Here is a 22,753-nt window from a genome sequence, read left to right as displayed (position 1 = left end):
CGTTTGTTATTTTAATCACTTAGCTAGTTTAGTATATAGCAAGGTAAAATGTCCTGTAAAAAGTTATTTTTATGCTAAAATCTCGCCACTTTTTACAACCACAAGTTTATTATGCTCGAAGCCTTATTCAAAATCCGTGCAAATGATTCTTCGGTTCGCCGTGAATGTATTGCCGGTATGACTACATTTATTACGATGGTTTATATCGTATTCGTAAACCCAGCTATGCTTGCTGAAGCGGGTATGGACCAAGGTGCTGCCTTTGTTGCCACCTGTATTGCTGCTGCAATAGGGTGTTTTATTATGGGTTTGTGGGCCAATTATCCACTGGCATTGGCACCGGGTATGGGATTAAATGCATTTTTTACCTATGGTGTTGTATTAGGTATGGGTTATAGCTGGCAAGCTGCGTTGGGCGCGGTATTTATGTCAGGGTGTATATTTTTAATTCTAAGCTTATTTAAGGTGCGAGAGTGGATTATTAATGCAATCCCTCTGGTGCTCAAGCAAGCAATAGCAACGGGTATTGGCGCATTTTTAGCTCTCATCGCACTTAAAAGTGCCGGTATTATTGTATCAAGTCCTGCAACACTGGTGCAGTTGGGTGATATTACCTCGCCTGGTCCTTTATTGGCTATTTTCAGCTTTTTTGTTATTGCTGCACTGCTTTATCGCGATTTTAAAAGTGGCGTACTGATTAGTATTTTACTAGTCACCGCGATTGCTGTGTCTATGGGGTTAGTGGAGTATCATGGTGTTATTGCTATGCCACCTTCTATCATGCCGACCTTTATGCAACTGGACTTTAGTGCCGCGTTTGAACTGTCGATGTTGAGTGTTATTTTTGCGTTTTTATTCGTTGATTTGTTTGATACCTCAGGCACGTTAGTTGCGGTAACTCAGAAGGCTGGTTTAGCAGATAAAAACGGTAATATGCCGCGTTTAGGTCGTGCATTAAGCGCCGACAGCACAGCAACCATTGCAGGTGCAATGCTCGGTACTTCAACAACCACGTCATACATTGAGTCTGTTGCAGGTGTATCTGTTGGTGGTCGAACGGGTTTGACCGCTGTGGTTGTGGGTTGCTGCTTTTTACTGATGATGTTTTTTGCGCCTTTAGCTCAAATGGTGCCTGCATACGCAACCGCGGGAGCTATTTTATATGTATCTGTATTGATGCTACAAAACTTAAAGTTTGTAAATTGGGATGACATGACTGATGCAATTCCGGTGAGTGTTGTATTATTAATGACACCGCTGACGTTCTCAATTGCACACGGTATTGCACTTGGTTTTATTTCTTATACGGCGGTAAAAGTGCTGTGTGGCAAAAAAGATCAGGTAAGCATTAGTGTTTGGATTTTAACTGCCTTGTTTATTGTTAAGTTCGCATTTTTATCTTAATGCAGGCAGCTTGTTAGAATATGTATATGTCCTAGTATGTAAACACAAAGTGGGGCAAAATCCTATTCAAAAAAAAGCCCATGCAACTGCATGGGCTTTTTTATTTAGAAAGGAGTTACCATTTCTTTTTAGGTGCAAATAATACGTCTAAATCATCTTGCTCTTGTTCGTTCTTTTTCTTCAATGATGTAGCATTTGATGCCTTGAGTTCATTACTTATCGTTTCAAGGTAGCCTTCAACTTCAGCTCGTTTTGCCGTAATGTAATCGTCATTAAATGAAACACTGTTAAGTGTGGCAGCTGCTTTTTCAAAGTACTGCCTAGCAGAGCCTATCATTCCAGCTGTTTGCGCTGATAACCCTCGTTTTATTTGGCTTTCAATGTTGATTCTTAGTTGTAGCTTTTCAAGGCGTTTGTCTTCTGCAATAAATACCTGGCTGTCTACTTTGCCTTTATTATGCTCAGAACGAATAATAGTGCGTAACTTTTTAATGCCTTGTATCAGCGATATCAGTTGTTTGTCGTTGCCTGGTAATACAAAGCCATCTGAACCGTCTTGAATTGGGTTTTGTAGTCGCTCTTTTGCTTCTTTTAAGCGGTTTTTTAGTCCACTACCTCCGCTTGAAATAGACACCATTTGACTGAGTGCATCATGAATTCGTCGTTGTAATATTCGCTGAGTTGCCTCTGAAAGTGGAATGTTGGCGCTATTCATTAATGCTTCTTCGGTTTCTTCAATGATTGCTTTTTGTTTTGTTAACTCTTTGCGTCGTTCAGCTTCTTGTTTTTCTTTGTGTTGCTGAACAGCACTAACCCATAGTGCAATGACTATAAGTGCAACAATTAATACAATTATAATGGAAACTATCATGTTATAATTCTCAAATTCTTAACCTTATTATCTAATCTTACATTAAATATATAAAAGGTGGGAAACTTTGCTCAGATTAACTGAAAAAAGCGTCACCATAAAGCGTTTAAATCTTAATATGTTATGTTTCGATTGCTGATAATCATTGCTACCTCAAGTTTATTTATTGTGTTAACCTGAAATTTCAACAAATTAATTGTTATATTATGTAACATTAATCAGCCTTTTATATAGCTACCTATAGTTAGGGTGCGCTTTTATCTGTCAATGTGAATTATAACGAAACTACATAGCCATGAAATTACAACAACTTAGATATATCGTAGAAGTTCAAAATCATAAATTAAATGTTTCAGCTACGGCTGAGAGTTTATTTACCTCCCAGCCTGGTATTTCTAAGCAAGTACGTATGTTAGAAGATGAGCTCGGTGTACAAATTTTTGGCCGCAGTGGTAAGCATTTAACTCATGTTACAGGCGCTGGCGAGGAAATCATTAACATATCACGCGAAATACTCTCAAAAGTTGAGGGTATTAAAGCGGTTGCGAATGAACATACTTTACCGGATCAAGGCAAACTTAATATTGCTACCACGCATACACAAGCACGGTATGCGTTACCGAGTGTAATTAAAGGCTTTACTCAAAAATACCCTGCGGTATCACTGCATATGCATCAAGGTACACCACAGCAAATATCGGATGCAGCCGCTCGCGGTGATGCTGACTTTGCCATTGCCACAGAAGCGCTTCATTTATATTCAGATTTAGTAATGCTGCCTTGCTACCATTGGAATCGTAGTATTGTGGTTGCTAAAGATCATCCCCTTGCGAAAAAAGTGGATAATTTAACAGTGGCTGATATAGCCCAATACCCACTCATTACTTACGTATTTGGCTTTACAGGTCGTTCGGAGCTCGACAAAGCATTTAATGCTTACGGATTAGAGCCACATATTGTATTTACTGCCACCGATGCCGATGTCATTAAAACGTATGTGCGTTTAGGGCTAGGTGTGGGTGTGGTTGCATCTATGGCAATTGATCAGGTAAACGACAGCGACTTAGTGTGCATTGATGCTAGCCATTTATTTGAGGCGAGCACGACTAAAATTGGCTTTAGAAAGGGCAGTTTTTTACGCACCTACATGTATGACTTTATCGAACGTTTTGCACCGCATTTAACTAAAGAGCGAGTAGAGCGTGCGAGTTTACTGCGTAATCAAGAAGATGTTGATAAGTTATTTGCTGATATTGAATTGCCGGTTAAGTAACCGCCATAAACAGCAATGAAAAGCCGCTTAGTTTTGCAACTAAGCGGCTTTTTTGTGCTATGTAATTAACCTGAACTGTGGATAATAAATCCATCTCAAGCAGCTATTTTCAGCGCTAACTGCGTTGAATTTACTTGCAATAGGCTAGCTATTGACGCGTAATTTCGCCTTGTTTTCACTAAAAATCTCTAGCTAGAGAAAATAAACATAAATATCATTTTGATCCAATATGTTAGTAAATCTCTTAACCAGAGTTCAGGTTAATTAGCACTCGATAATATTAACGGCCAGTCCACCGCGAGCGGTTTCTTTGTATTTTGTTTTCATATCGTTACCCGTATCGAGCATGGTTTTTATTACTTTATCCAGCGATACTTTTTGCTCACCACTACCGCGTATAGCAAGGCGCGACGCATTAATTGCTTTAATAGCGCCCATTGCATTACGTTCAATACAGGGGACTTGCACTAAGCCGCCAACAGGGTCACAGGTTAACCCTAAGTTATGTTCCATACCAATTTCAGCGGCATTTTCTACGTGTACAACGTTACCACCAACAATTTCAGTAAGTGCGCCTGCGGCCATTGAACAAGCAACACCGACTTCGCCTTGGCAACCCACTTCAGCACCAGAAATAGAGGCATTCTTTTTATATAAAATGCCTATTGCAGCGGCAGTTAATAAGTAGCGGGTAGCAATATCACGGTCTACTTCTTTAATAAAAGTATGATAATACATTAATACTGCAGGTAAAATTCCGGCTGCGCCATTTGTGGGGGCAGTTACTACACGTCCTCCGGCTGCATTTTCTTCGTTTACAGCTAATGCGAATAAATCAACCCAATCCATGGCGCGCAGCGGATCGTTACTGACTTCTACATTTAGCTTTAAATATAAGCTTGGCGCACGGCGTTTTACTTTTAATCCGCCAGGTAAAATACCTTCGGTGCGCATACCTCGCTCAATACAGGCTTTCATTACTTGCCAAATATTAAATAGCTCATCTTTAATGGCTTCTTCACTGCGTAGCGTCTTTTCGTTTTTCATCATTAACGTTGATACGCTGTAACCCGACTCTTTACACATTTCGAGTAATTCTTTAGCCGAGCCAAACGGGAACGGGGCTGGGTTTTCTTCACGGATATCTAAAGCAGCTTGTTTTTCTTTTTCAAACTCTTCATCCGTAACAATAAATCCGCCACCAATAGAGTAGTAAACTTTGCTATATACTTTTTCGCCGTTGTTATAGGCAATAATTTCCATTGCGTTGGAATGTTTAGGGAGTGTCTTTCTGCGATGAAAAACAATCGCGCCCTGCTTAGGGAATTTAGCTTTGTGAGTTTGGTTTAGGTAAATAACCTGTTCTTTTTCAATTTTAGCGAGTATGTCATCCACTAAATCGGCATCAATGGTTTCAGGATCATACCCTGCTAAGCCAAGTATCACTGCTTTACCAGAGCCGTGGCCAACACCTGTTTGGCCAAGCGAGCCGTAAAGCTCTACTTTTACATCGGTCACATTTGCTAATAGTTGTTGTTCGTTTAGGTCATTAACAAATAAGCGTGATGCACGCATTGGGCCAACGGTATGTGACGATGAAGGGCCAATACCAATGCTAAACATATCAAATGCACTGATCATAATGTGTGTCTCTACTTAGTTTTCTCAGCATTAAGCTGTTCTTTGAACGGTCGACTATAATAACGTGGAAACGCAGGTGTGTAACCCTTATTAGTAAAGATTTAAACTGGTATGGCGAGTTGTTTTGTAAAGTTTTTAATAATGCTGGCTGTGGCTCCCCACAAAAGCCCATGTGGGGTGATAAAGCCATTTAAGGTAATGATTTTTCCACCTCGTTCAAAGGGCAAAGGTTGCCAGTTAGCCGCGTTATTCAGCGCTTTTATAGAGAGTAAAAAGCTGGCTTGTACTTCGTTATGATCGTTCTCCCATACCGTTTCTTTTTTAATTAAGCCCACAAAAGGACGTATAGTAAATCCAGTAAGGGTAGAGTATTCCGGCAGCTGGCCTAAAACTTGAACATTATGCGGGGGAATGTTTAGCTCCTCATGTAATTCACGCAGTGCCGTGGTGCGCAGGTTAACATCATTAATTTCAAATTTACCACCCGGTAAACAAATCTCCCCAGGGTGGTGATGTAAATAGGTTGGCCGCTTACACAATAAAACATGTGCTTCGTTATCTATATCAATCAAAGGTAGCATCACTGCACTGGCACGCTTTTTTTTATTATCTTTGAGCTGAACCACGGCTAAACTGCGGTTTAATTGAAAACGAGCCGAAATGGTTTCACTATTCAAAGCGACCTTCATTTAATATAGGGAGTATTTTATTTACTTTATCGTATGTTTCTTGATATTCCAATTCGACTTTTGAATCAGCAACAATGCCACCGCCAGCCCAACAATGTATTTGCTGATGATGAGTAACTAAAGTTCGAATGGTAATACTGGTATCCATATTACCGCAGGCGCTAATATAGCCAATAGAGCCACAATAAATACTGCGTCTGTGTGGCTCCAGCTCTTCTATTATTTCCATTGCGCGCACTTTTGGTGCCCCGGTAATAGACCCTCCAGGGAATGCAGCTTCAAGTTGATCGACTGCTGTTTTTCCTTCATCAAGGATGGATGTAACTGTACTTACCAAATGGTGTACTGCCGGAAAGCTTTCAATAGCAAATAAAGAAGGTACAACAACAGAGCCCGGTTTTGCGACTTTACCTAAATCATTTCGTAGCAGGTCTACTATCATGACATTTTCAGCGCGGTCTTTACTGGAGTTTGCCAGTAATGTGGCTTGTTTGGCATCTTCTAAAGCATCGGCTTTACGTGGTAGCGTGCCTTTAATAGGTTTTGTTTCTACCTTGTTGTCGTGCACTGCAATAAAACGCTCGGGTGATATTGATAAAATAGCGCCTTGCGGATGATTTATAAAACTAGAAAAAGGCGCTTTATTGGCCTGCGTTAATTTAACATAGGCCGCCCAAGGAGACCCTTGGTAATGTGCGCTAAAACGCTGCGCTAGGTTAATTTGATAACAATCACCACTTTTTAAGTATTCTTCAATCGCGGCAAACTTTTCGCTATAACTTGTCTGACTCATATTTGACTGCCACTGTGATGTAAGCGAAAAGCTTTCATGTTTAGGTGGTTGCGCTAAATGCTGCTGATACTGCGAGAGACGATTTACACTGGGTTGCGAAATATAAAACCACTTACGCAGTCGTTTATCGTAAATCAGTGCATCGAGGTAAAGTCCAACCGCCATTTGCGGTAAATTTATGTCGTGTAAAGCGCTGCTTTGTAGTTGCTCTATAGTACGGCCTAAGTCATAGCCAAAATAACCCAGCCAGCCACCATTAAAAGGTAAGTTGTTGGCAGCTTTATTGCTGTCTAACTTTGCCAGTTCATTATTCATTATTTCAAAGCAGCTTTTTATGTTTGGCTGGTTATTAAAAACGCTTTGATTATTTTCGACTTCAAGGGTGCTCTGGGGGTCAATCGCAATAATGTCAAAACGACTGTTTATGTGATCACTATCACCCGAATCTAATAAAATGGCGTAAGGCAAATGAGCAAAATGCGAAAATACCTCAATACAATTTTGTGATATGGCTAATTCAACACAATTTTTTTTATTGTTTAGCATTTACTACCCCTATAAGAACTGGCTCCAAACGGGCTGGGAGGGTATCATAAGTCAAATTTATTTGGCAGCGTTTAGTGAGCGCTGTAGTTGAAAACAGTTCGAACCACCGTCACGGGTTTGATATCGCTTACGTGCTGCGTGAGTAACAACAACTTAAGGAACCACTATGAGTACAATTCGTCAGCAAGACTTTATTGATAGCATTGAAGATGCTTTGCAATATATCTCGTTTTACCACCCTCTTGATTTTGTTCAAGCGCTAGAAAAAGCGTATAACAAAGAGCAAAGCAAAGCCGCTAAAGATGCGATTGCACAAATCTTAATTAACTCGCGTATGTCGGCAGAAGGTAAGCGTCCGCTGTGCCAGGATACTGGGATCATCACCTGTTTCGTAAAAGTAGGGATGGATGTTAATTGGGATAAAACCGACTTAACAGTACAACAAATGGTTGATGAGGGGACGCGTCGTGCGTACTTAAATCCAGATAACCCATTGCGTGCATCGATTGTTGCCGACCCTGCGGGAACTCGTAAAAATACTAAAGATAATACGCCATCAGTGGTACACATTGACTTAGTTGCAGGCGATAAAGTTGAAGTGATGGTGGCTGCTAAGGGTGGTGGCTCAGAGAACAAAAGTAAAATGGTGATGTTAAACCCATCTGACGATGTGGCCGAGTGGGTAGAAAAAACGTTACCAACAATGGGGGCGGGTTGGTGTCCACCAGGTATGCTAGGCATAGGTATTGGTGGCACTGCAGAAAAAGCAGCGGTAATGGCGAAAGAATCATTAATGGATCCGGTTGATATTCATGAACTCATTGAGCGCGGCGCAGAAACAACAGAAGAAAAGCTGCGTTTAGAAATTTTTGAACGTGCGAATAAATTAGGTATTGGTGCGCAAGGTCTTGGCGGTTTAACCACGGTTGTTGATATTAAAATTAAAACGGCGCCAACTCACGCGGCTTCAAAGCCAGTGGTTATGATCCCAAATTGTGCTGCTACGCGCCACGTTCACTTTACCCTTGATGGTTCAGGCCCTGCGAATTTAAAAGCACCTAAATTAGAAGACTGGCCAGAAGTGACTTTCGAAGTCGGTGAGGGCACACGCCGTGTTAATTTAGATACCCTAACTAAAGAAGACACTAAAGAATGGAAAATGGGTGAAACCGTTTTACTCTCAGGTACTATTTTAACGGGTCGAGATGCTGCTCATAAGCGTCTGCAAGATATGATCAACTCAGGGGAAGGTTTACCTGAAGGTGTTGATTTTGATAACAAGTTTATTTACTACGTTGGTCCTGTGGATGCAGTAGGCGATGAAGCAGTAGGTCCTGCAGGCCCGACAACGGCTACTCGTATGGACAAATTTACTGACATGATGTTAGAAAAAACAGGCATCGTGGGAATGATTGGTAAAGCTGAACGTGGCCCTGCAACGGTTGAGTCTATTAAAAAGCATCAGTCAGTGTATTTAATGGCTGTAGGCGGTGCGGCTTATCTAGTATCTAAAGCTATTAAAAAAGCACGTGTTGTTGCCTTTGAAGATTTAGGTATGGAAGCTATCTACGAATTTGAAGTAGAAGATATGCCAGTAACAGTTGCCGTAGACAGTGAAGGAGCAAATGCTCACACCCAAGGCCCTGCTATTTGGAAAGCAAAAATTGAAGAGCTAGACAGCAAAATGAAGTAAATTTTTACTTAAAAAGCAATCATATAAGCGAGCACTGTGTGCTCGCTTTTTTATTTACTTTTACATTTGCAAAGACTTATACACCTCAGACCAGTTTATGCTGCGTAGGCAATTAGTGTATAAGCCATTGTATTTTAAGCTGTAGTATACTTTTTTAGGGTGTATGGTTAAGTTTACAAATAACTGCAAGGTGACGTTCACGTAAGCGTAAGCTTTAATTGCGATGGTGTTTTTAGCTTTTATACTTAATCAAATGGTTATTTTTGGAATTTTTATGCTTACTTTTAACGATAAGTCATTTTATTTTTCACTTTGATGCGCTTTATTTGGTTTATCTACTCATAGTGTGGCGAACCATTAACTGAAGTGATAAAGTCTCGACAATTTGTAGCGTGCTTGCCCAAAAGGGCCCATTATTTTCGGAGTATTTAAAGTGGTTGTATTTAATCAAGTTGAATTTGATAACCATGAACAAGTGGTTTTTTGTTCAGACAAAGCGTCTGGTTTGAAGGCCATTATTGCGGTACATAACACAAACTTAGGCCCTGCGGTAGGCGGTTGTAGAATGTGGGATTATGCTAACGATAAAGACGCAGTATATGATGTGCTGCGTTTATCAAAAGGGATGACCTATAAAAATGCCGTAGCACGCTTGCCATTTGGTGGTGGTAAATCGGTTATTATTGGTAATGCCAAAGAAATCAAATCAGAGCAGTTATTTCGCGCATTTGGTCGCCAGTTAGAGCGACTAAATGGTAGCTACTACTCAGCAGAAGATGTAAACATTACCTGTGATGATGTGGCGTTAATGAACAAAGAAACAAATTACGTGTTAGGCCTTGAAGGAAAAAGTGGTAACCCTTCGCCGTTTACAGCCTATGGTACGTTTTTAGGTATGAAAGCAGCGCTTAACCATCAACGCGGTATTCAAGACTTTTCTGGTATTAAAGTTGCGGTGCAAGGTTTAGGTGCAGTAGCTTATGGATTATGTAAACATTTGTCTGAAGCTGGTGCTGAGTTATTTGTTACCGATATTAATCATGTTGCAGTAGAACGTGTAGTAAATGATTTTGGCGCAACCGCAGTTGGTATTGATGAAATATACGACCTAGATGTGGATGTTTATGCACCCTGTGCATTAGGTGCCACTATTAATGACACAACAATCCCACGCTTAAAAGCAACGATAGTAGCAGGTTGTGCAAACAATCAACTTGCTGAATCACGCCATGGTGAAATTTTACGTGAAAAAGGTATTTTATATGCGCCTGATTATGTAATAAATGCAGGTGGTATTATTAACGTTTATTACGAAACTGCACCAGAGGGTTACAGTAAAGAGGCTTCTAATAAACACGTAGAAAGAATTTACGATACACTTAGTGAAATTTTTACCCGTAGTGAAAAAGAGCAAAAATCAACGCATTTAATTGCCGATGAACTGGCACAAGAAATTATTGAAAACGGACTTTAAGTTTCCACTCGGTTTAAAATAGGAGCGAAATACGCTCCTTTTTTACACCTCATGTAAGACTTTGGTATAACTACACCCAAAGCGTCATTTTAGTTAATGCGAATATAGATAAAGCACGGTAAAATTTAGTTTTACACTTTATCTATATTTTATGTCCTCTACTGATTTTTCTATTACCCCTCTTGATTTTGAGCAATGGCCTCGAAAGCAACACTTTGAGTTATTTCAGCAGTTCACTCAGCCTTATTTTAATGTGTGCGTACAACTGAATGCGAAAAAGTTATATACCGCCTGTAAACAAGCTAATATTGCTTTTTTTCATGGTTATATTTATTGCTTATTAAAAGTCTGTCATCAGTATGAGCCGATGATGCTGCGCATTATTAACCAAAAACCTTGTTACTTAAGTGCTACGCGGGCAAGTGTAGTCGAGCTTGCCGATGATGAGTCGTTTCGCTTTAGTTATTTTAAATTACACGGGTCGTTAAATAAATTTTCCCGTGAGGCGAAAGCTATTAGCGATACCACAAAATTAAACCCGCTGTTTTCTGATGCTTTTGCGGCAACAGAAGGGCAAGCTGATTTAATTCACGTTTCTGTTTTACCTTGGTTAAACTTTAGTAGCTTTTCGCATGCGTTTACCCAGGGTCAAAGCTGTGGCATTCCTAAATTTGTGTTCGGCCAATACAACCCTAATACCGGAGAAATGCCACTCTCCATTGATGTTCATCATGCGTTACTAGATGGACTACATGTGGCTAAGTTCGTTCAACAATTACAACATACATTTGATAGTTTAAGTGATAATACTTAATGAAAAAGTTGTAAATCTTATGTTATTATTTGTTGGTGATGTTTTTTAATTAAATTTTCACCTTGAATTTACTCAAATATAAAAACTAATAATTATAAAGGCAGTGTCTGATGAATCGCTTGGTGATTTTATGCTTCTTGTTGGTGATTTTTACTGTTGATGCTCAGCAACAGACTCGCCTGCCGTTGCGCGATTATTTTTTTGAAACGTGGAATACCCGTTCGGGCCTTCCTCACAATAGCATTAATAGCCTTGCACAAACACAAGATGGCTATTTATGGGTAGGTACTTGGGAAGGGCTTGCCCGCTTTAACGGTCAAGAATTCAAACTATTTACCCGCTCAGAAATTACCGATTTGCCTGACTCAGGCGTACGTGCGCTTACCCCCACATCCGATGGCGGCTTACTCATAGCCGGAGCGCGCGGCGGTATTAGTTTATATCAGCACCGACAATGGGACACTCAACCACCTGCCCAAGCTATGGTTAATCATATATTTAAAAGTAAAAATGATAACTTGTGGCTAGCGCTTGAGAATGATGGTGTGTTTTATCGTTCAGCTAGTAGCACTCAAGACATCCCAATAATACAAAATGTCAGTGCGTATCGAATCATTGAAGACCCTAAGGGGGTTATATGGGCGGCGACCAGTGATGGCCTGTATAAAATAGTCAACTACAAACCCACTTTGATGACGCCACAACAAGGGTTACCAGATGCACCTGTATATACTCTATTGATTACCCGTGAAGGACGCCTTGTTATTGGTAGTGAAAGAGGTGCGCGAGTATTAAATGGCAATGTGTTCGAGTCACCCCATCCACAGCTTAGTGCTGAGTCGATTTCTAGTTTATTAGAAGATAACCATGGTGATTTATGGTTTGGCACCATTAATAAAGGTGTTTTTAGGCTTAGCGTCGATGGTTTAGAGCAATTAGATGCTAAAAATGGTTTACCCGCCAACCGTATTCTTTCTTTGTTACAAGACAGAGAAAATAGTATTTGGGTAGGCACCAATGCTGGTGTATTTAGGTTAAGAGAAGCGCCGTTTTCATCGTGGGGCAAAAAGCGAGGTTTGTCTAGCGATTATGTCCGCACGGTCCTGTCACATTCTGATGGCAGTTTATGGATAGGGGGAAGCACTGGCTTAGATCGGCTGCAAAACAATAAAATTACCCATATTAAAGGCACTAAGCAAGGCTCTCCTTATTCAGTATTGAGCTTACTTGAACAAAGCCAAGGTGATGTTTGGGTAGGTACATACACTTCAGGTGTGTTGAAGGTGGTTAATAACGAACTCATACCTTATTTAAACCGTGATAATGGCTTAGGTAGTAATGAAGTAAGATCTTTACTTTTTGATTCAAAAAATCGTTTATGGATTGGTTCGGCTATGGGGCTGACACGCGTTAATACCGACGGCAGTTTAGTGCAATTTACTAATGAGAGAGAGTTGCCGAGTGGTTTTATTCTGGCTTTGAGTGAGGATAAAGCCGCTAACATTTGGATAGGAACTGGTAATGGCGTGGTGGTTTACAATACCAATACGGAGGAATTTCAACCAATCCAGTTCCCTAAAGCGTTTTCGGCTCAATATGCGTTTGGCTTTTATATTGACGATAAATACACGTGGATGGCGACCGATAGAGGTTTATTGCGTTATCAGCATGCAAATGGGCATATGACTATTTTAGGACGAGAGCTAGGATTACCGGTCGATAAGCTTTTTCAAATTGTGCCGTTTAAAGACTCACTCTGGCTATCAAGTAACCGTGGCATTATTGAAGTTAATTATAAACAGGTTAATGAGCTACTAGATTCACCTACAAACAATAGTCAGTCGTTAGCTTTTCAATTATACGATGAGGGTGATGGCATGCTCAGTGCACAAGCAAATGGCGGTTCAACCCCCTCTGCAACCGCTCATTCAGATGGCACAATTTGGTTTGCTACCGCAAAAGGGGTGAGTACAGTAAAACCGGAACGCTTAAAAGAAGCCACTAAAATAGCGTTACCAACGATTGTTGAAAGCTTTTCTGTTGATGGTAAACCAACGTCGTTACCTATAGACGGTGAAACTATTATTTTACCACCAGGGGTGACGCGCTTGTCATTTCAATACGCGGGACTGAGCTTTATTATGCCGCAGCGATTAAACTTTCAAACAAAATTGGAAGGCTTTAATAACGAATGGATCAACCGTCAACACATAGCGACTGCTGAATACACTAACTTACCTGCGGGCAAGTATTCTTTTGCTGTACGTGCAGCCTATCCAAATACTGATTGGCAACAAAATCACAAAGTCGTTAACTTTGAAATTCAATCGCACTTTTGGCAAAAAACAAGCTTTAAGTTATTAGTATTTTTTATTTTTGTTGTTGTTATATACAGCGCATATCGTTATCGCTTGTACCACTACAAACAAGTAGAAAAAGAATTAACGAGTCGAGTGGTGAAGCAAACGCAAGCACTGCAAGAGCAAGCCAGTGCCTTTGCGTATCAAGCCACACACGATCAGCTTACCGATTTACCGAATCGCCGCGCATTTGATGGCTGGCTGGCGGATAACTTTTCAGACTTTAAAGCATGTAATAAATCATTTGCTATCGCTATTATGGATATTGATCACTTTAAACGGATTAACGATGGTTGGTCACACCTCATAGGTGATCAGGTTATATGTGAAGTAGCTAACATTCTTAAAGCGCACTGCGAAGGTGAGCAAGAGGTAGCTCGCTGGGGCGGCGAAGAGTTTACTTTTGTGTTTCCTGATATGAGTGCAGTGCAGGCACAAGAAATGTGCGAGAAGTTACGCAAATGTATTGAAAATAAAAACTTTTCAAATATCGCAGAAGGCCTCAGCGTAACCGTGAGTTTTGGTGTTTCCGACTCTGGTGATGTTGATGATTATGACCGATTATTATCACGGGCTGACCAAGCTTTGTATAAGGCAAAAAACAATGGCCGAAATCGAACTGAAGTGATGTGATTGAAAAACAGCCTCACTGCACCCATTACTATTTTAATAATACGGGCGCAGTATTTTGGCGTTAAAGCTAAATGGTTTGATTTAGGACGACCCAATGATAAATGGGCTATTAATTTTTGTTTTAATTGTATTTATTATAATGTTTTGGCGCTGGCCTGATATTCAAAATGCCGTGTGGCACCGTAAATACAGTGATTTATTGTTAAGTGAGCAACAACACACGTTGTTACTGCGTGCTATGCCCATATACAACAAAATGACCGATGCAGAGCGAGCCAAGTTAGCATCCCATATTGTGTGGTTTTTAAATGAAAAGCGTTTTGTTGGCTGCGATGGGTTGCAACTAACGGAGGCAATGAAACTCATTATTGCCGCCGATGCCTGCTTGCTTGTGCTTAACAAGCCTTGGCCTTTGTATAAAAACGTAAAAGAAATTTTACTCTACCCCAGTGCGTATTACGCGCCCCAATCAAGCCGCGATAACGCAGGCCTTGTCAGTTTTCATAATACAGTAAGGCAAGGTGAATCGTGGCCGGGGGGAACATTGGTGCTTAGCTGGCATGATGTGCTTGAGGGCAACCGCTTACCCAGTGATGGGCATAACTTAGTGTTTCATGAATTTGCACATCAACTTGATCAAGAAACCGGTAAAACCACCGGCACGCCACTACTTGCATCACAGGCAAAATACCAACAATGGGGGCGAGTATTTAGTCGAGCGTTTTCGCAGTTAAAAACCCATGTTGCTTATAGTATGCCGCATGTAATACATAGCTATGGAGCCACCAATGAGGCTGAGTTTTTTGCGGTGATCACCGAAACATTCTTAGAGAAACCCGCCGATTTACGCCGTGAAGACCCTGAAATTTACCATTTGCTAGTGGATTTTTATCAATTTGATCCTATTGTTTGGCACTGATTTTATGCACTTCATCCTATTACGCTGGTAACTTGCTGGCGTTTTTGTTGCAATGATGTAATAGATCAACACACAGCAACAATAATAAGTGAGATAAGCATGAAAAAAATGCTGCAAACAGCACTCGCGTTATCGGTTTCATTGGCATTAGGCCACGCACACGCAGAGCAAACGGATGAAAAAAAATGGCAAGTTGATTCACCTAAAGGGCAATTTGTTGATGCATCTATTAGTGTAGAGCAAGGCACATGGATGAATGTCGATATAAGTCCTGACGGAGAAACCTTAGTATTTGATTTACTGGGCGATATTTACACCATGCCAATGAGTGGTGGTAAAGCGACTAAAATAACCTCAGACATTGCATGGCAAATGCAGCCGCGCTTTAGCCCAGATGGCAAGCACATTGCTTTTACATCAGATCAAGGCGGTGGTGACAATATTTGGATAATGGATGTTAACGGCGAAAACCAAACCGCCGTCACTGACGAAACATTTAGATTACTCAATAGCCCTGCGTGGAGCCCTGATGGCGATTATTTAGTTGCACGTAAGCATTTTACCGCCAGTCGCTCGCTAGGTGCGGGTGAAGTTTGGCTTTATCACAAAGCCGGCGGTAAAGGGGTGCAACTGACTAAACGTGAAAACGATCAAAAAGATTTAGGTGAACCCATGTTTTCACCGGATGGTCGGTATGTTTATTTTTCGCATGATGCAACCCCGGGTAAAACTTTTCATTATTCAAAAGACTCTGTTGCCGGTATTTATAAAATTAAGCGTTATGACCGTGAAACAGGCGACATAGAAACCATTATAAGTGGCATGGGCGGGGCAATAAGACCGACGCCGTCGCCAGATGGTAAAAAACTAGCGTACATAAAGCGTGATGACTTTCAAACCAGCCTGTACTTATATGATTTAACCAGTGGTGAGCATACTAAGCTATACGACAAACTAGAGCGCGATATGCAAGAAACGTGGGCGATTCATGGCGTATATCCGACTATTGCGTGGACCCCAGATAACGAAGAGCTGGTATTTTGGGCTGGTGGCACCCTTCATAAACTCAATGTCGATGATAAATCAGTTAGCGATATTGCATTTAAAGTAGACACCACGAAAAAAATTCAAAAAGCAGTGCGTTTTACTCAAAATATCGACACTGATGAGTTTGATGTAAAAATGCTGCGTAATGTGCAAATTAGCCCTGATGGTGAAACCGCACTTTTTGAAGCGCTTGGTTATATTTACAAGCGCGATTTAGAATCAGGAAAAATAAAGCGCTTAACTAAGCAAACCGATCATTATGAGTTATTCCCGCAGTATTCTCGTGATGGCAAAAACATTGTCTACACAACGTGGGATGATAACGAACAAGGCACCGTGCGTGTCGTCTCTGCACGTAGTGGTCGTGGCGACACTATTACACAAGAGCCGGGAAAATACGTAGAGCCAACATTTAGTCCAGATGGCAAAACCGTGGTGTATCGTAAAGCCAGCGGCGGCAGCATTTTAAACCCTAAGTGGTCACTGCATCCTGGGGTATACAGTGTTAGTGCTAAAGGCGGAAAAAGTGAGCTCATTTCTAAAAGTGGCTATCAACCTCAGTTTGGCAGTGCCAACGATCGTGTTTATATTATGAGCCCATGGCCTAAACCAACGTTGAGTGTGGTAGCGCTTGAAAGTAAAAAAGTACGTAAACTGTATGAGTCAGAGCACGCCACTGAATTTAGAGTCTCTCCAGATGGTGAGTATTTAGCTTTTGCTGAGCGCTTTAAAGTATTTGTTACTCCATTTGTAGAGCGCGGTAAAACGATAAATATTGGGCCCAAAGACAGTCAATTTCCAATTGAGCAGCTATCTGTACGCGCCGGTGAAAACATTAGCTGGAGTGCCAATAGCAATAAACTGTATTGGACACTGGGGCCTGAGCTTTACCATGCCAGTTTAGAGGGTATGTTTGCGATTAATAAAGCGGATGATAAAGACGTTAAAGTAAAAAGCGGTACTAACATCGGCTTTAGTAAAAAAATGGCTGAACCGCAGGGCATGATTGCATTAACTGGCGCTAAAATTATTACCATGGAGGGTGAAAAGGTCATTGAAAATGGCGTTATTGTTACCGATGGCAAACATATCAAAGCTATTGGTACTGCTGCCGGTGTGAGCATTCCTAAGGGGGCAAAGGTCATTGATGTAACAGGTAAAACAATTATGCCTGGCATTGTAGATGCCCATGCTCATGGCTCACAAGCCAGTGATGAAATTATCCCGCAGCAGAACTGGAAAAACTTAGCAGGTCTTGCGCTGGGTGTTACTACTATTCACGACCCATCAAACGATACCACTGAAATATTTACCGCGAGTGAAATGCAAAAAGCGGGGATGATCGTTGGTCCGCGTATTTTCTCTACCGGTACTATTTTATACGGCGCGAATATGCCTGGGTATACCTCGCATATTGACTCATTAGATGATGCTAAATTTCATTTAGAGCGTCTTAAAAAAGTGGGTGCGTTTAGTGTTAAATCTTATAACCAACCGCGCAGAGAGCAGCGTCAGCAAGTTATAGAAGCAGGGCGAATGCTTGAAATGATGGTAGTCCCTGAAGGGGGGTCATTATTACAACATAACTTGAGCATGGTAGTCGATGGTCATACAGGTATTGAACATTCAATTCCTGTTGAACATATTTATGACGATATTAAGCAGCTATGGTCACAAAGTGATGTAGGTTACACACCTACATTGGTGGTTGCCTATGGCGGTATTTGGGGTGAAAACTACTGGTATGATAAAACGGACGTATGGAATCATCCACGTTTAAGTAAATTTGTGCCTAAAAACCAATTATTACCGCGCTCAATGCGCCGAGTTAAAGCACCCGATCATCACTATAATCACTTTAACAATGCTCGCGTAGCGGCTGAGTTACAAGATTTAGGTGTACTTGTTAATTTGGGGGCGCATGGTCAACGTGAGGGGTTAGGTGCGCATTGGGAAATGTGGATGTTTGCCCAAGGCGGCATGACGCCACTGGAAGCAATTAGAGCATCGACACTCGATCCGGCAAAATATTTAGGCCTAGATAAAAATGTGGGTTCATTAGAGGTCGGTAAACTGGCAGATTTAATGGTTATTGATGGCGACCCACTGAAAAACATTCGTGATTCAGACAAAATTGATTACACCATGATCAACGGCCGTTTGTTCGACGCAGGCACCATGAACGAAGTAGGCAAAAAACAGCGTGAACCATTATTTTTTGAATAATGCAGCCATTTTTTAGTTAATAAGCGGCTATTTAGCCGCTTTTTTTATACTGTATTTACCTATTTAACTAACCGCTACTATCGCTTTTAAAATATTATCACTAGGTGGAGTCACTGTTACATCATGCATCACCCTCGCTCTACATATATAACCTTCCTTTAAAATAAGTAAGTGTTGCGTGGCTTCAATTGCTTTTTCTCTATTGTGAGCAAATTCAGGTGTTTCTAAAAGAGCTGATAGTATGATCTCAAAGTTCGCTTGCTTGTGCTGTTTGCAAAGTTTGGCAATAGGGTCGTTCTCTACAGGGTACTCAGCTGCAGTATTAATAAAAAAACAGCCATTAAAACACCCTAACTCTGAAACCTCATTATTAATCCACTTTTTCAGTCCGGCAAAAATTGCCTGTGCGACTAACATAGCACTTGGTTGTATACATATTTTTTTAAGCCAAGCGTTAAAGCAGATGTCACGTGAGACTAAACAAGCACAAATAAGCGCGTCTTTGCTTTCAAAGTGCTTATATAAGGTTTTTTTTGCAATGCCCGATACAGCTAAAATTTCATTAATACCAACAGCGTGTATACCCTTTTTATAAAAAAGACTCAGTGCCGTACTGATTATTTGTTGTTGTTTATCCATGATATTCCAAATTTGAGCAGTAAAAACACAGCTTGACATAGGTAGACCGACTTGTCTATATTGCAGGTGTAGACAAGTCGGTCTACTTTTGAGGAGGTAATATGCATAGTGAGCAAATAAAGTCGGCATTAATCGCAGGCGTTTTTTCTACTTTTGTTTTGGGGTTTTTGGCGTGGCTAAATTATATGGGTGATTACGGTATTTGGTTAATGGCGCCATTCGGCGCAACAGCTGTACTTGTTTTTGGCGTACCGCAGAGCCCGTTAGCTATGCCAAAAAACGTAATAGGGGGGCATATACTGACCGCAATGATTGGGGTTGTTTTTAGCTACTATAGTGCTGATAGTGCGATTATGATTGGGCTGGCTGTGGGTATTGCTATAACATTAATGATAATCACAAAAACTATTCACCCTGCTGCCGGCGCAAACCCTATCTTAATTATTGAGTCTGGCCAAAGTTGGGATTTTTTAATAATGCCAGTACTGGCAGGAACTGTATTTATAGTTTTGTCTGGCTTTGTTGCGAGGTGGTTTATTCAATACTTGATGGATAATAAATATAAAAAAACCGCTTAACGCGGTTTCTTTTATACAAAGCACTCAGCTGATCAAACAACACCGCGAGGTAGGCGGCAATCGTGATCTTTGCGAGCAAGCTCAACTATCCAAAGCTCTTCTGCTGTGTAGCCTTCTTCGTTTTGTTTGATCACGGTGAAAGGCGCTTTTTTCTGTGCTTTTACAGGAGCAGCTTTTTTAGTTTTTTTAGCAGGTGCTTTTACTGCAGCTTTTTTTGTAGACTTACCAGAGCTTAATTCTTTAGTCAGCTCTGCTACATCAGCTAGGCGCATGTTCTTGCCGCCATCAATGCTATACCAGCCAGGTTTAGTTGTTATTTCAGGTTTTTTACCGTTGGCAGCTTCATATGCAGCTTCAAAGGCAGATAACACTTCTGTTTTGTCTAGTTTGCTCATCAGAGACCCTATACGTTGTTTACACAGATAAAGAAGAGGTATTTATACCTATTTTAGAACTGTTTTTCAATTTTTTGCGATTTTCCTTTCATTTTTAGCGCATAACCGCCAAAATTTGTACAAAATTCAGTGCAAAGTAAGGTAAGTAGTATGCAACGTAGAGAATTTAATCAATTATTAAACACCCTGTTAAAGCCAGAAACCATTAACGATTTTTGTCCAAACGGGCTTCAGGTAGAAGGTAAAGATGAGATACGCACCATAGTAACGGGTGTAACGGCAAGCCAAGCACTTATTGATGCCGCGATTGAAAATAATGCCGATGCCATTTTGGTACACCATGGCTATTTTTGGAAAGGCGAGTCACAACCTATCACTGGCATGAAAAAACGTCGTGTGGCTGCGCTTTTAGCTAAAGACATCAATTTATTTGCCTATCATTTGCCATTAGATATTCACCCTGAAATGGGTAATAACGCACAGCTGGCGCAATTGCTCGATATTGAAATTGAAGCAGGCCTTGAGCCAACTAACAACAGTGTAGCGATGAAAGGACGTTTAAAAACACCGTTAACGGGCAGTGAATTTGCTAAAAAAATAAGCCAAGTGCTTAAGCGCGAGCCACTAACGAGTTTAGTACGTACTGATAAAATTGAAACCATCGCTTTGTGTACAGGTGGCGGGCAAGGCTATATCGACTTAGCAGCCGATCAAGGTATTGATGCTTACTTAACCGGTGAGGCATCAGAGCAAACCATTCACAGCTCACGCGAGCAAAATATCGACTTTTTTGCCGCTGGTCATCACGCCACCGAGCGCTACGGTATTAAAGCGTTGGGTGAATACCTTGCCGATAAACATGGCTTTGATGTGACATTTATTGACATAGACAATCCTGTGTAAACACATGACTTAAAAGTAATTTTATAAATAACCTACTTGTAACGTATTTCGGGTGGGTTATTTAAAATATAGCGTTCTAAATAGCTAATTTAGCAAACTATAGTAAGCCAGTATGTTGGTTTTTTATATACCCTTTTATCCTTTTTGTGAGTTAATTATTTTTGGCTTTATACATCCAAAAAATTGAATAAACGTAATAGGTATCAACTTACGCTCAGAGCCACGATTACATCCATTCTTATATTGCAAAAAACACAGATCTTTCACTGTACTTACCTCGTTTAAATTACAATGTTACTTTGCTTGCTACTAAGGTAGTTACTTTAAAGGAATGAAATGGAAGGGGTATTAGCTTTAATTGAGCAGTACGGGTTGTTGGTTTATCTGTTACTTTTTGGTTATTGTGCGTTAAAAAGTGGTTGGCTACCTTTGTTCGCAGGCTATGCTGCACATACTGGCGCACTAGATGTTGGTTTTGTTGCTTTGGCTACTTTTATGGGGGGATACTTGGGCGATGAATTACGTTTTGCTATAGCAAGAGCGTATGGCGCGGCATGGCTTGAAAAACCAGGCCGCCTTGGTCGATTATTTAAAACAGCCAGTGAGCTTGCTGAACGCCATGGCACAGCCTACATTTTTTTATATCGTTATCCTAAAGGATTACGCACGATTGGTGCCATTCCCGTAGGTCTTACAGCAATTAGTTGGCGCCGCTTTAGTGTGTTAAATGGATGCTCTGCACTGCTATGGGTTATTGTTTTAGTCGGTGGAGGCTACATTTTCGGTGCTACTTTTGATGCTTTAGGTGTTGAGAATTTAACAGCACTAAGTCTGCTATTTCTTTGCGTATTTTTAGTGACACTGTACCGGCTTTGGAATAAAACAGCTGAGGTTAAAACCCTCTAAGAATAACAAAACACCCAACGCTACTATCAAACGAATATTCAGTTTGATTTTTTCATAACCCCCTGTGTAAAACGCAAATAATCGCGGTTTTTTAGGGGGAATTTACGCAGCGTAATAAGCGTTAACTTAATTAAAGTGCTTCAGGGTTAATTGTACGGCGTACATTTATCCACGCATTGCCAATAACTTCATGAGCATACTGGGTGACTACTAGTAGTGCTTTTGCATTGGGTATGAGTTGTTTATACCAAGGGAAAGCGGCAAAGTTGTGGTAGTCGGTTGAGGCGGGGATAACGTTAATGCCTTGCGCATTAAATAAATTTTTTGCTCTGGGCATATGGCTTACTGAGGTGACTAAAGCGACCTTGTAATCAACGAGTTTTGAGGCTAAAAGTTTTGCCTCTTGGGCGGTATCCATTGCGTTTGGATTTTGCACAATACGATTTTTATTAATACCTAAGCTAATCGCGGTTTTATACATTAACGCGCTGTTGGTGACTTTCTCATACCCCCCACCTGAAACAATCAGCTGCGCATGAGGATAAATGTTAGCAAGTCTCATTCCTTCCACCAAACGGGTTAACGCACAATTACCTAACTGACTGTTAGCACTCAATGCAGGGTTGGGGTTTATGTCACAGCCAAGCACCACAATTTTATCTATATTGGGGTGTTTAAGATAATTAAATGCTAATGAGGTTGGTTGGCTATTTTTAATCAGTAAGTTGGCCACCAAAGGGGTGCTGGCAATAAGCAGGGTTGCTAGGCTCATTAAAGATATAGCGATTGCGACTTTTCGTTGTTTGAGCGCAAAAATAAGTAATATTAGGCTTACTAAGCCCAACAAAGGTAACGGCATGAGCAAGCCGCCCAGTATTTTTTTTAGTTCAAACATAGTGAGCAACATGATTAAGTATATTTATTAGCATGTTACTCATAAGTTTAAGAT

18 protein-coding genes are annotated in these 22,753 nt (G+C 40.8%); 11 read left to right on the top strand and 7 right to left on the bottom strand.

Annotation, left to right across the window (positions count from 1 at the left end; all coding sequences use genetic code 11):
- Window positions 1–111: 111 nt before the first annotated feature.
- On the top strand, window positions 112–1,404 hold the full coding sequence (locus tag PSM_RS09085) for an NCS2 family permease (protein WP_008113045.1): 1,293 nt from the start codon (window positions 112–114) through the stop codon (window positions 1,402–1,404).
- A 115-nt stretch (window positions 1,405–1,519) separates the two neighbouring features.
- Here the strand turns inward: PSM_RS09085 and PSM_RS09080 are convergent, their stop codons facing one another.
- Window positions 1,520–2,275 (bottom strand): hypothetical protein, encoded by a 756-nt coding sequence (locus PSM_RS09080; RefSeq protein ID WP_013465225.1) that lies wholly within the window; start codon window positions 2,273–2,275, stop codon window positions 1,520–1,522.
- 295 nt (window positions 2,276–2,570) lie between these two features.
- Here PSM_RS09080 and cysB point away from each other — a divergent pair, with 295 nt between their 5' ends.
- On the top strand, window positions 2,571–3,548 hold the full coding sequence (gene cysB / locus PSM_RS09075) for an HTH-type transcriptional regulator CysB (protein ID WP_008466190.1): 978 nt from the start codon (window positions 2,571–2,573) through the stop codon (window positions 3,546–3,548).
- A 264-nt stretch (window positions 3,549–3,812) separates the two neighbouring features.
- On the opposite strand, the gene PSM_RS09070 is transcribed toward cysB, so the two are convergent.
- The 3 genes from PSM_RS09070 to pabB all read right to left on the bottom strand — a co-directional run bounded on the left by PSM_RS09070 (window position 3,813) and on the right by pabB (window position 7,217).
- The gene (locus PSM_RS09070) at window positions 3,813–5,189 is read right to left on the bottom strand and encodes an L-serine ammonia-lyase (RefSeq protein WP_008112780.1); all 1,377 of its coding nucleotides are present in this window, start codon (window positions 5,187–5,189) and stop codon (window positions 3,813–3,815) included.
- Between the two features lie 101 nt (window positions 5,190–5,290).
- The gene (locus PSM_RS09065; protein ID WP_013465224.1) at window positions 5,291–5,866 is read right to left on the bottom strand and encodes an NUDIX hydrolase; all 576 of its coding nucleotides are present in this window, start codon (window positions 5,864–5,866) and stop codon (window positions 5,291–5,293) included.
- Window positions 5,859–7,217 (bottom strand): aminodeoxychorismate synthase component I, encoded by a 1,359-nt coding sequence (gene pabB / locus PSM_RS09060; RefSeq protein WP_013465223.1) that lies wholly within the window; start codon window positions 7,215–7,217, stop codon window positions 5,859–5,861. The genes PSM_RS09065 and pabB overlap by 8 nt, the downstream gene beginning before the upstream one ends.
- 166 nt (window positions 7,218–7,383) lie before the next feature.
- On the opposite strand from pabB, the gene PSM_RS09055 reads away from it, so the two are divergent.
- From PSM_RS09055 to PSM_RS09030, 6 genes are all read left to right on the top strand, one after another.
- Entirely contained in the window at window positions 7,384–8,910 is a 1,527-nt protein-coding gene (locus PSM_RS09055) for a fumarate hydratase (protein ID WP_008112774.1), read from the top strand.
- Window positions 8,911–9,343: 433 nt separating this feature from the next.
- Window positions 9,344–10,384, top strand: a complete 1,041-nt coding sequence (locus tag PSM_RS09050; RefSeq protein WP_016900411.1) for a Leu/Phe/Val dehydrogenase — start codon at window positions 9,344–9,346, stop codon at window positions 10,382–10,384.
- A 151-nt stretch (window positions 10,385–10,535) separates the two neighbouring features.
- A complete protein-coding gene (locus PSM_RS09045; protein WP_013465220.1) occupies window positions 10,536–11,198 on the top strand; it encodes a CatA-like O-acetyltransferase in 663 nt (220 codons plus the stop codon).
- Window positions 11,199–11,308: 110 nt separating this feature from the next.
- A complete protein-coding gene (locus PSM_RS09040; protein ID WP_013465219.1) occupies window positions 11,309–14,191 on the top strand; it encodes a ligand-binding sensor domain-containing diguanylate cyclase in 2,883 nt (960 codons plus the stop codon).
- 94 nt (window positions 14,192–14,285) lie between these two features.
- Window positions 14,286–15,110, top strand: a complete 825-nt coding sequence (locus PSM_RS09035; protein ID WP_013465218.1) for a M90 family metallopeptidase — start codon at window positions 14,286–14,288, stop codon at window positions 15,108–15,110.
- A 99-nt stretch (window positions 15,111–15,209) separates the two neighbouring features.
- Entirely contained in the window at window positions 15,210–18,383 is a 3,174-nt protein-coding gene (locus PSM_RS09030; RefSeq protein WP_013465217.1) for an amidohydrolase family protein, read from the top strand.
- Window positions 18,384–18,446: 63 nt separating this feature from the next.
- Here the strand turns inward: PSM_RS09030 and PSM_RS09025 are convergent, their stop codons facing one another.
- Complete coding sequence (locus PSM_RS09025; protein WP_013465216.1) at window positions 18,447–19,022, bottom strand: TetR/AcrR family transcriptional regulator; 576 nt, start codon at window positions 19,020–19,022, stop codon at window positions 18,447–18,449.
- A gap of 101 nt (window positions 19,023–19,123) precedes the next feature.
- Between PSM_RS09025 and PSM_RS09020 the strand changes: the two genes are divergently transcribed.
- Window positions 19,124–19,600, top strand: a complete 477-nt coding sequence (locus tag PSM_RS09020) for an HPP family protein (protein WP_013465215.1) — start codon at window positions 19,124–19,126, stop codon at window positions 19,598–19,600.
- 32 nt (window positions 19,601–19,632) lie between these two features.
- Here the strand turns inward: PSM_RS09020 and PSM_RS09015 are convergent, their stop codons facing one another.
- Entirely contained in the window at window positions 19,633–19,995 is a 363-nt protein-coding gene (locus tag PSM_RS09015; RefSeq protein ID WP_013465213.1) for a hypothetical protein, read from the bottom strand.
- Between the two features lie 150 nt (window positions 19,996–20,145).
- Between PSM_RS09015 and PSM_RS09010 the strand changes: the two genes are divergently transcribed.
- Both PSM_RS09010 and PSM_RS09005 read left to right on the top strand, forming a co-directional pair.
- Window positions 20,146–20,898, top strand: coding sequence for a Nif3-like dinuclear metal center hexameric protein (locus PSM_RS09010; protein ID WP_013465212.1), 753 nt, complete (start codon window positions 20,146–20,148; stop codon window positions 20,896–20,898).
- Window positions 20,899–21,234: 336 nt separating this feature from the next.
- The gene (locus tag PSM_RS09005) at window positions 21,235–21,804 is read left to right on the top strand and encodes a DedA family protein (RefSeq protein WP_013465211.1); all 570 of its coding nucleotides are present in this window, start codon (window positions 21,235–21,237) and stop codon (window positions 21,802–21,804) included.
- A gap of 130 nt (window positions 21,805–21,934) precedes the next feature.
- Here PSM_RS09005 and PSM_RS09000 read toward each other — a convergent pair whose 3' ends face one another.
- Window positions 21,935–22,699 (bottom strand): YdcF family protein, encoded by a 765-nt coding sequence (locus PSM_RS09000; RefSeq protein ID WP_029610013.1) that lies wholly within the window; start codon window positions 22,697–22,699, stop codon window positions 21,935–21,937.
- Window positions 22,700–22,753: the final 54 nt, after the last annotated feature.

The sequence above is a fragment of the Pseudoalteromonas sp. SM9913 genome (assembly GCF_000184065.1).
GTDB classification, from domain to species: Bacteria; Pseudomonadota; Gammaproteobacteria; order Enterobacterales; family Alteromonadaceae; genus Pseudoalteromonas; species Pseudoalteromonas tetraodonis.
The sequence above is the reverse complement of the archived record's forward strand: the minus strand, read 5'-3'. Positions and strand labels throughout refer to the sequence as shown.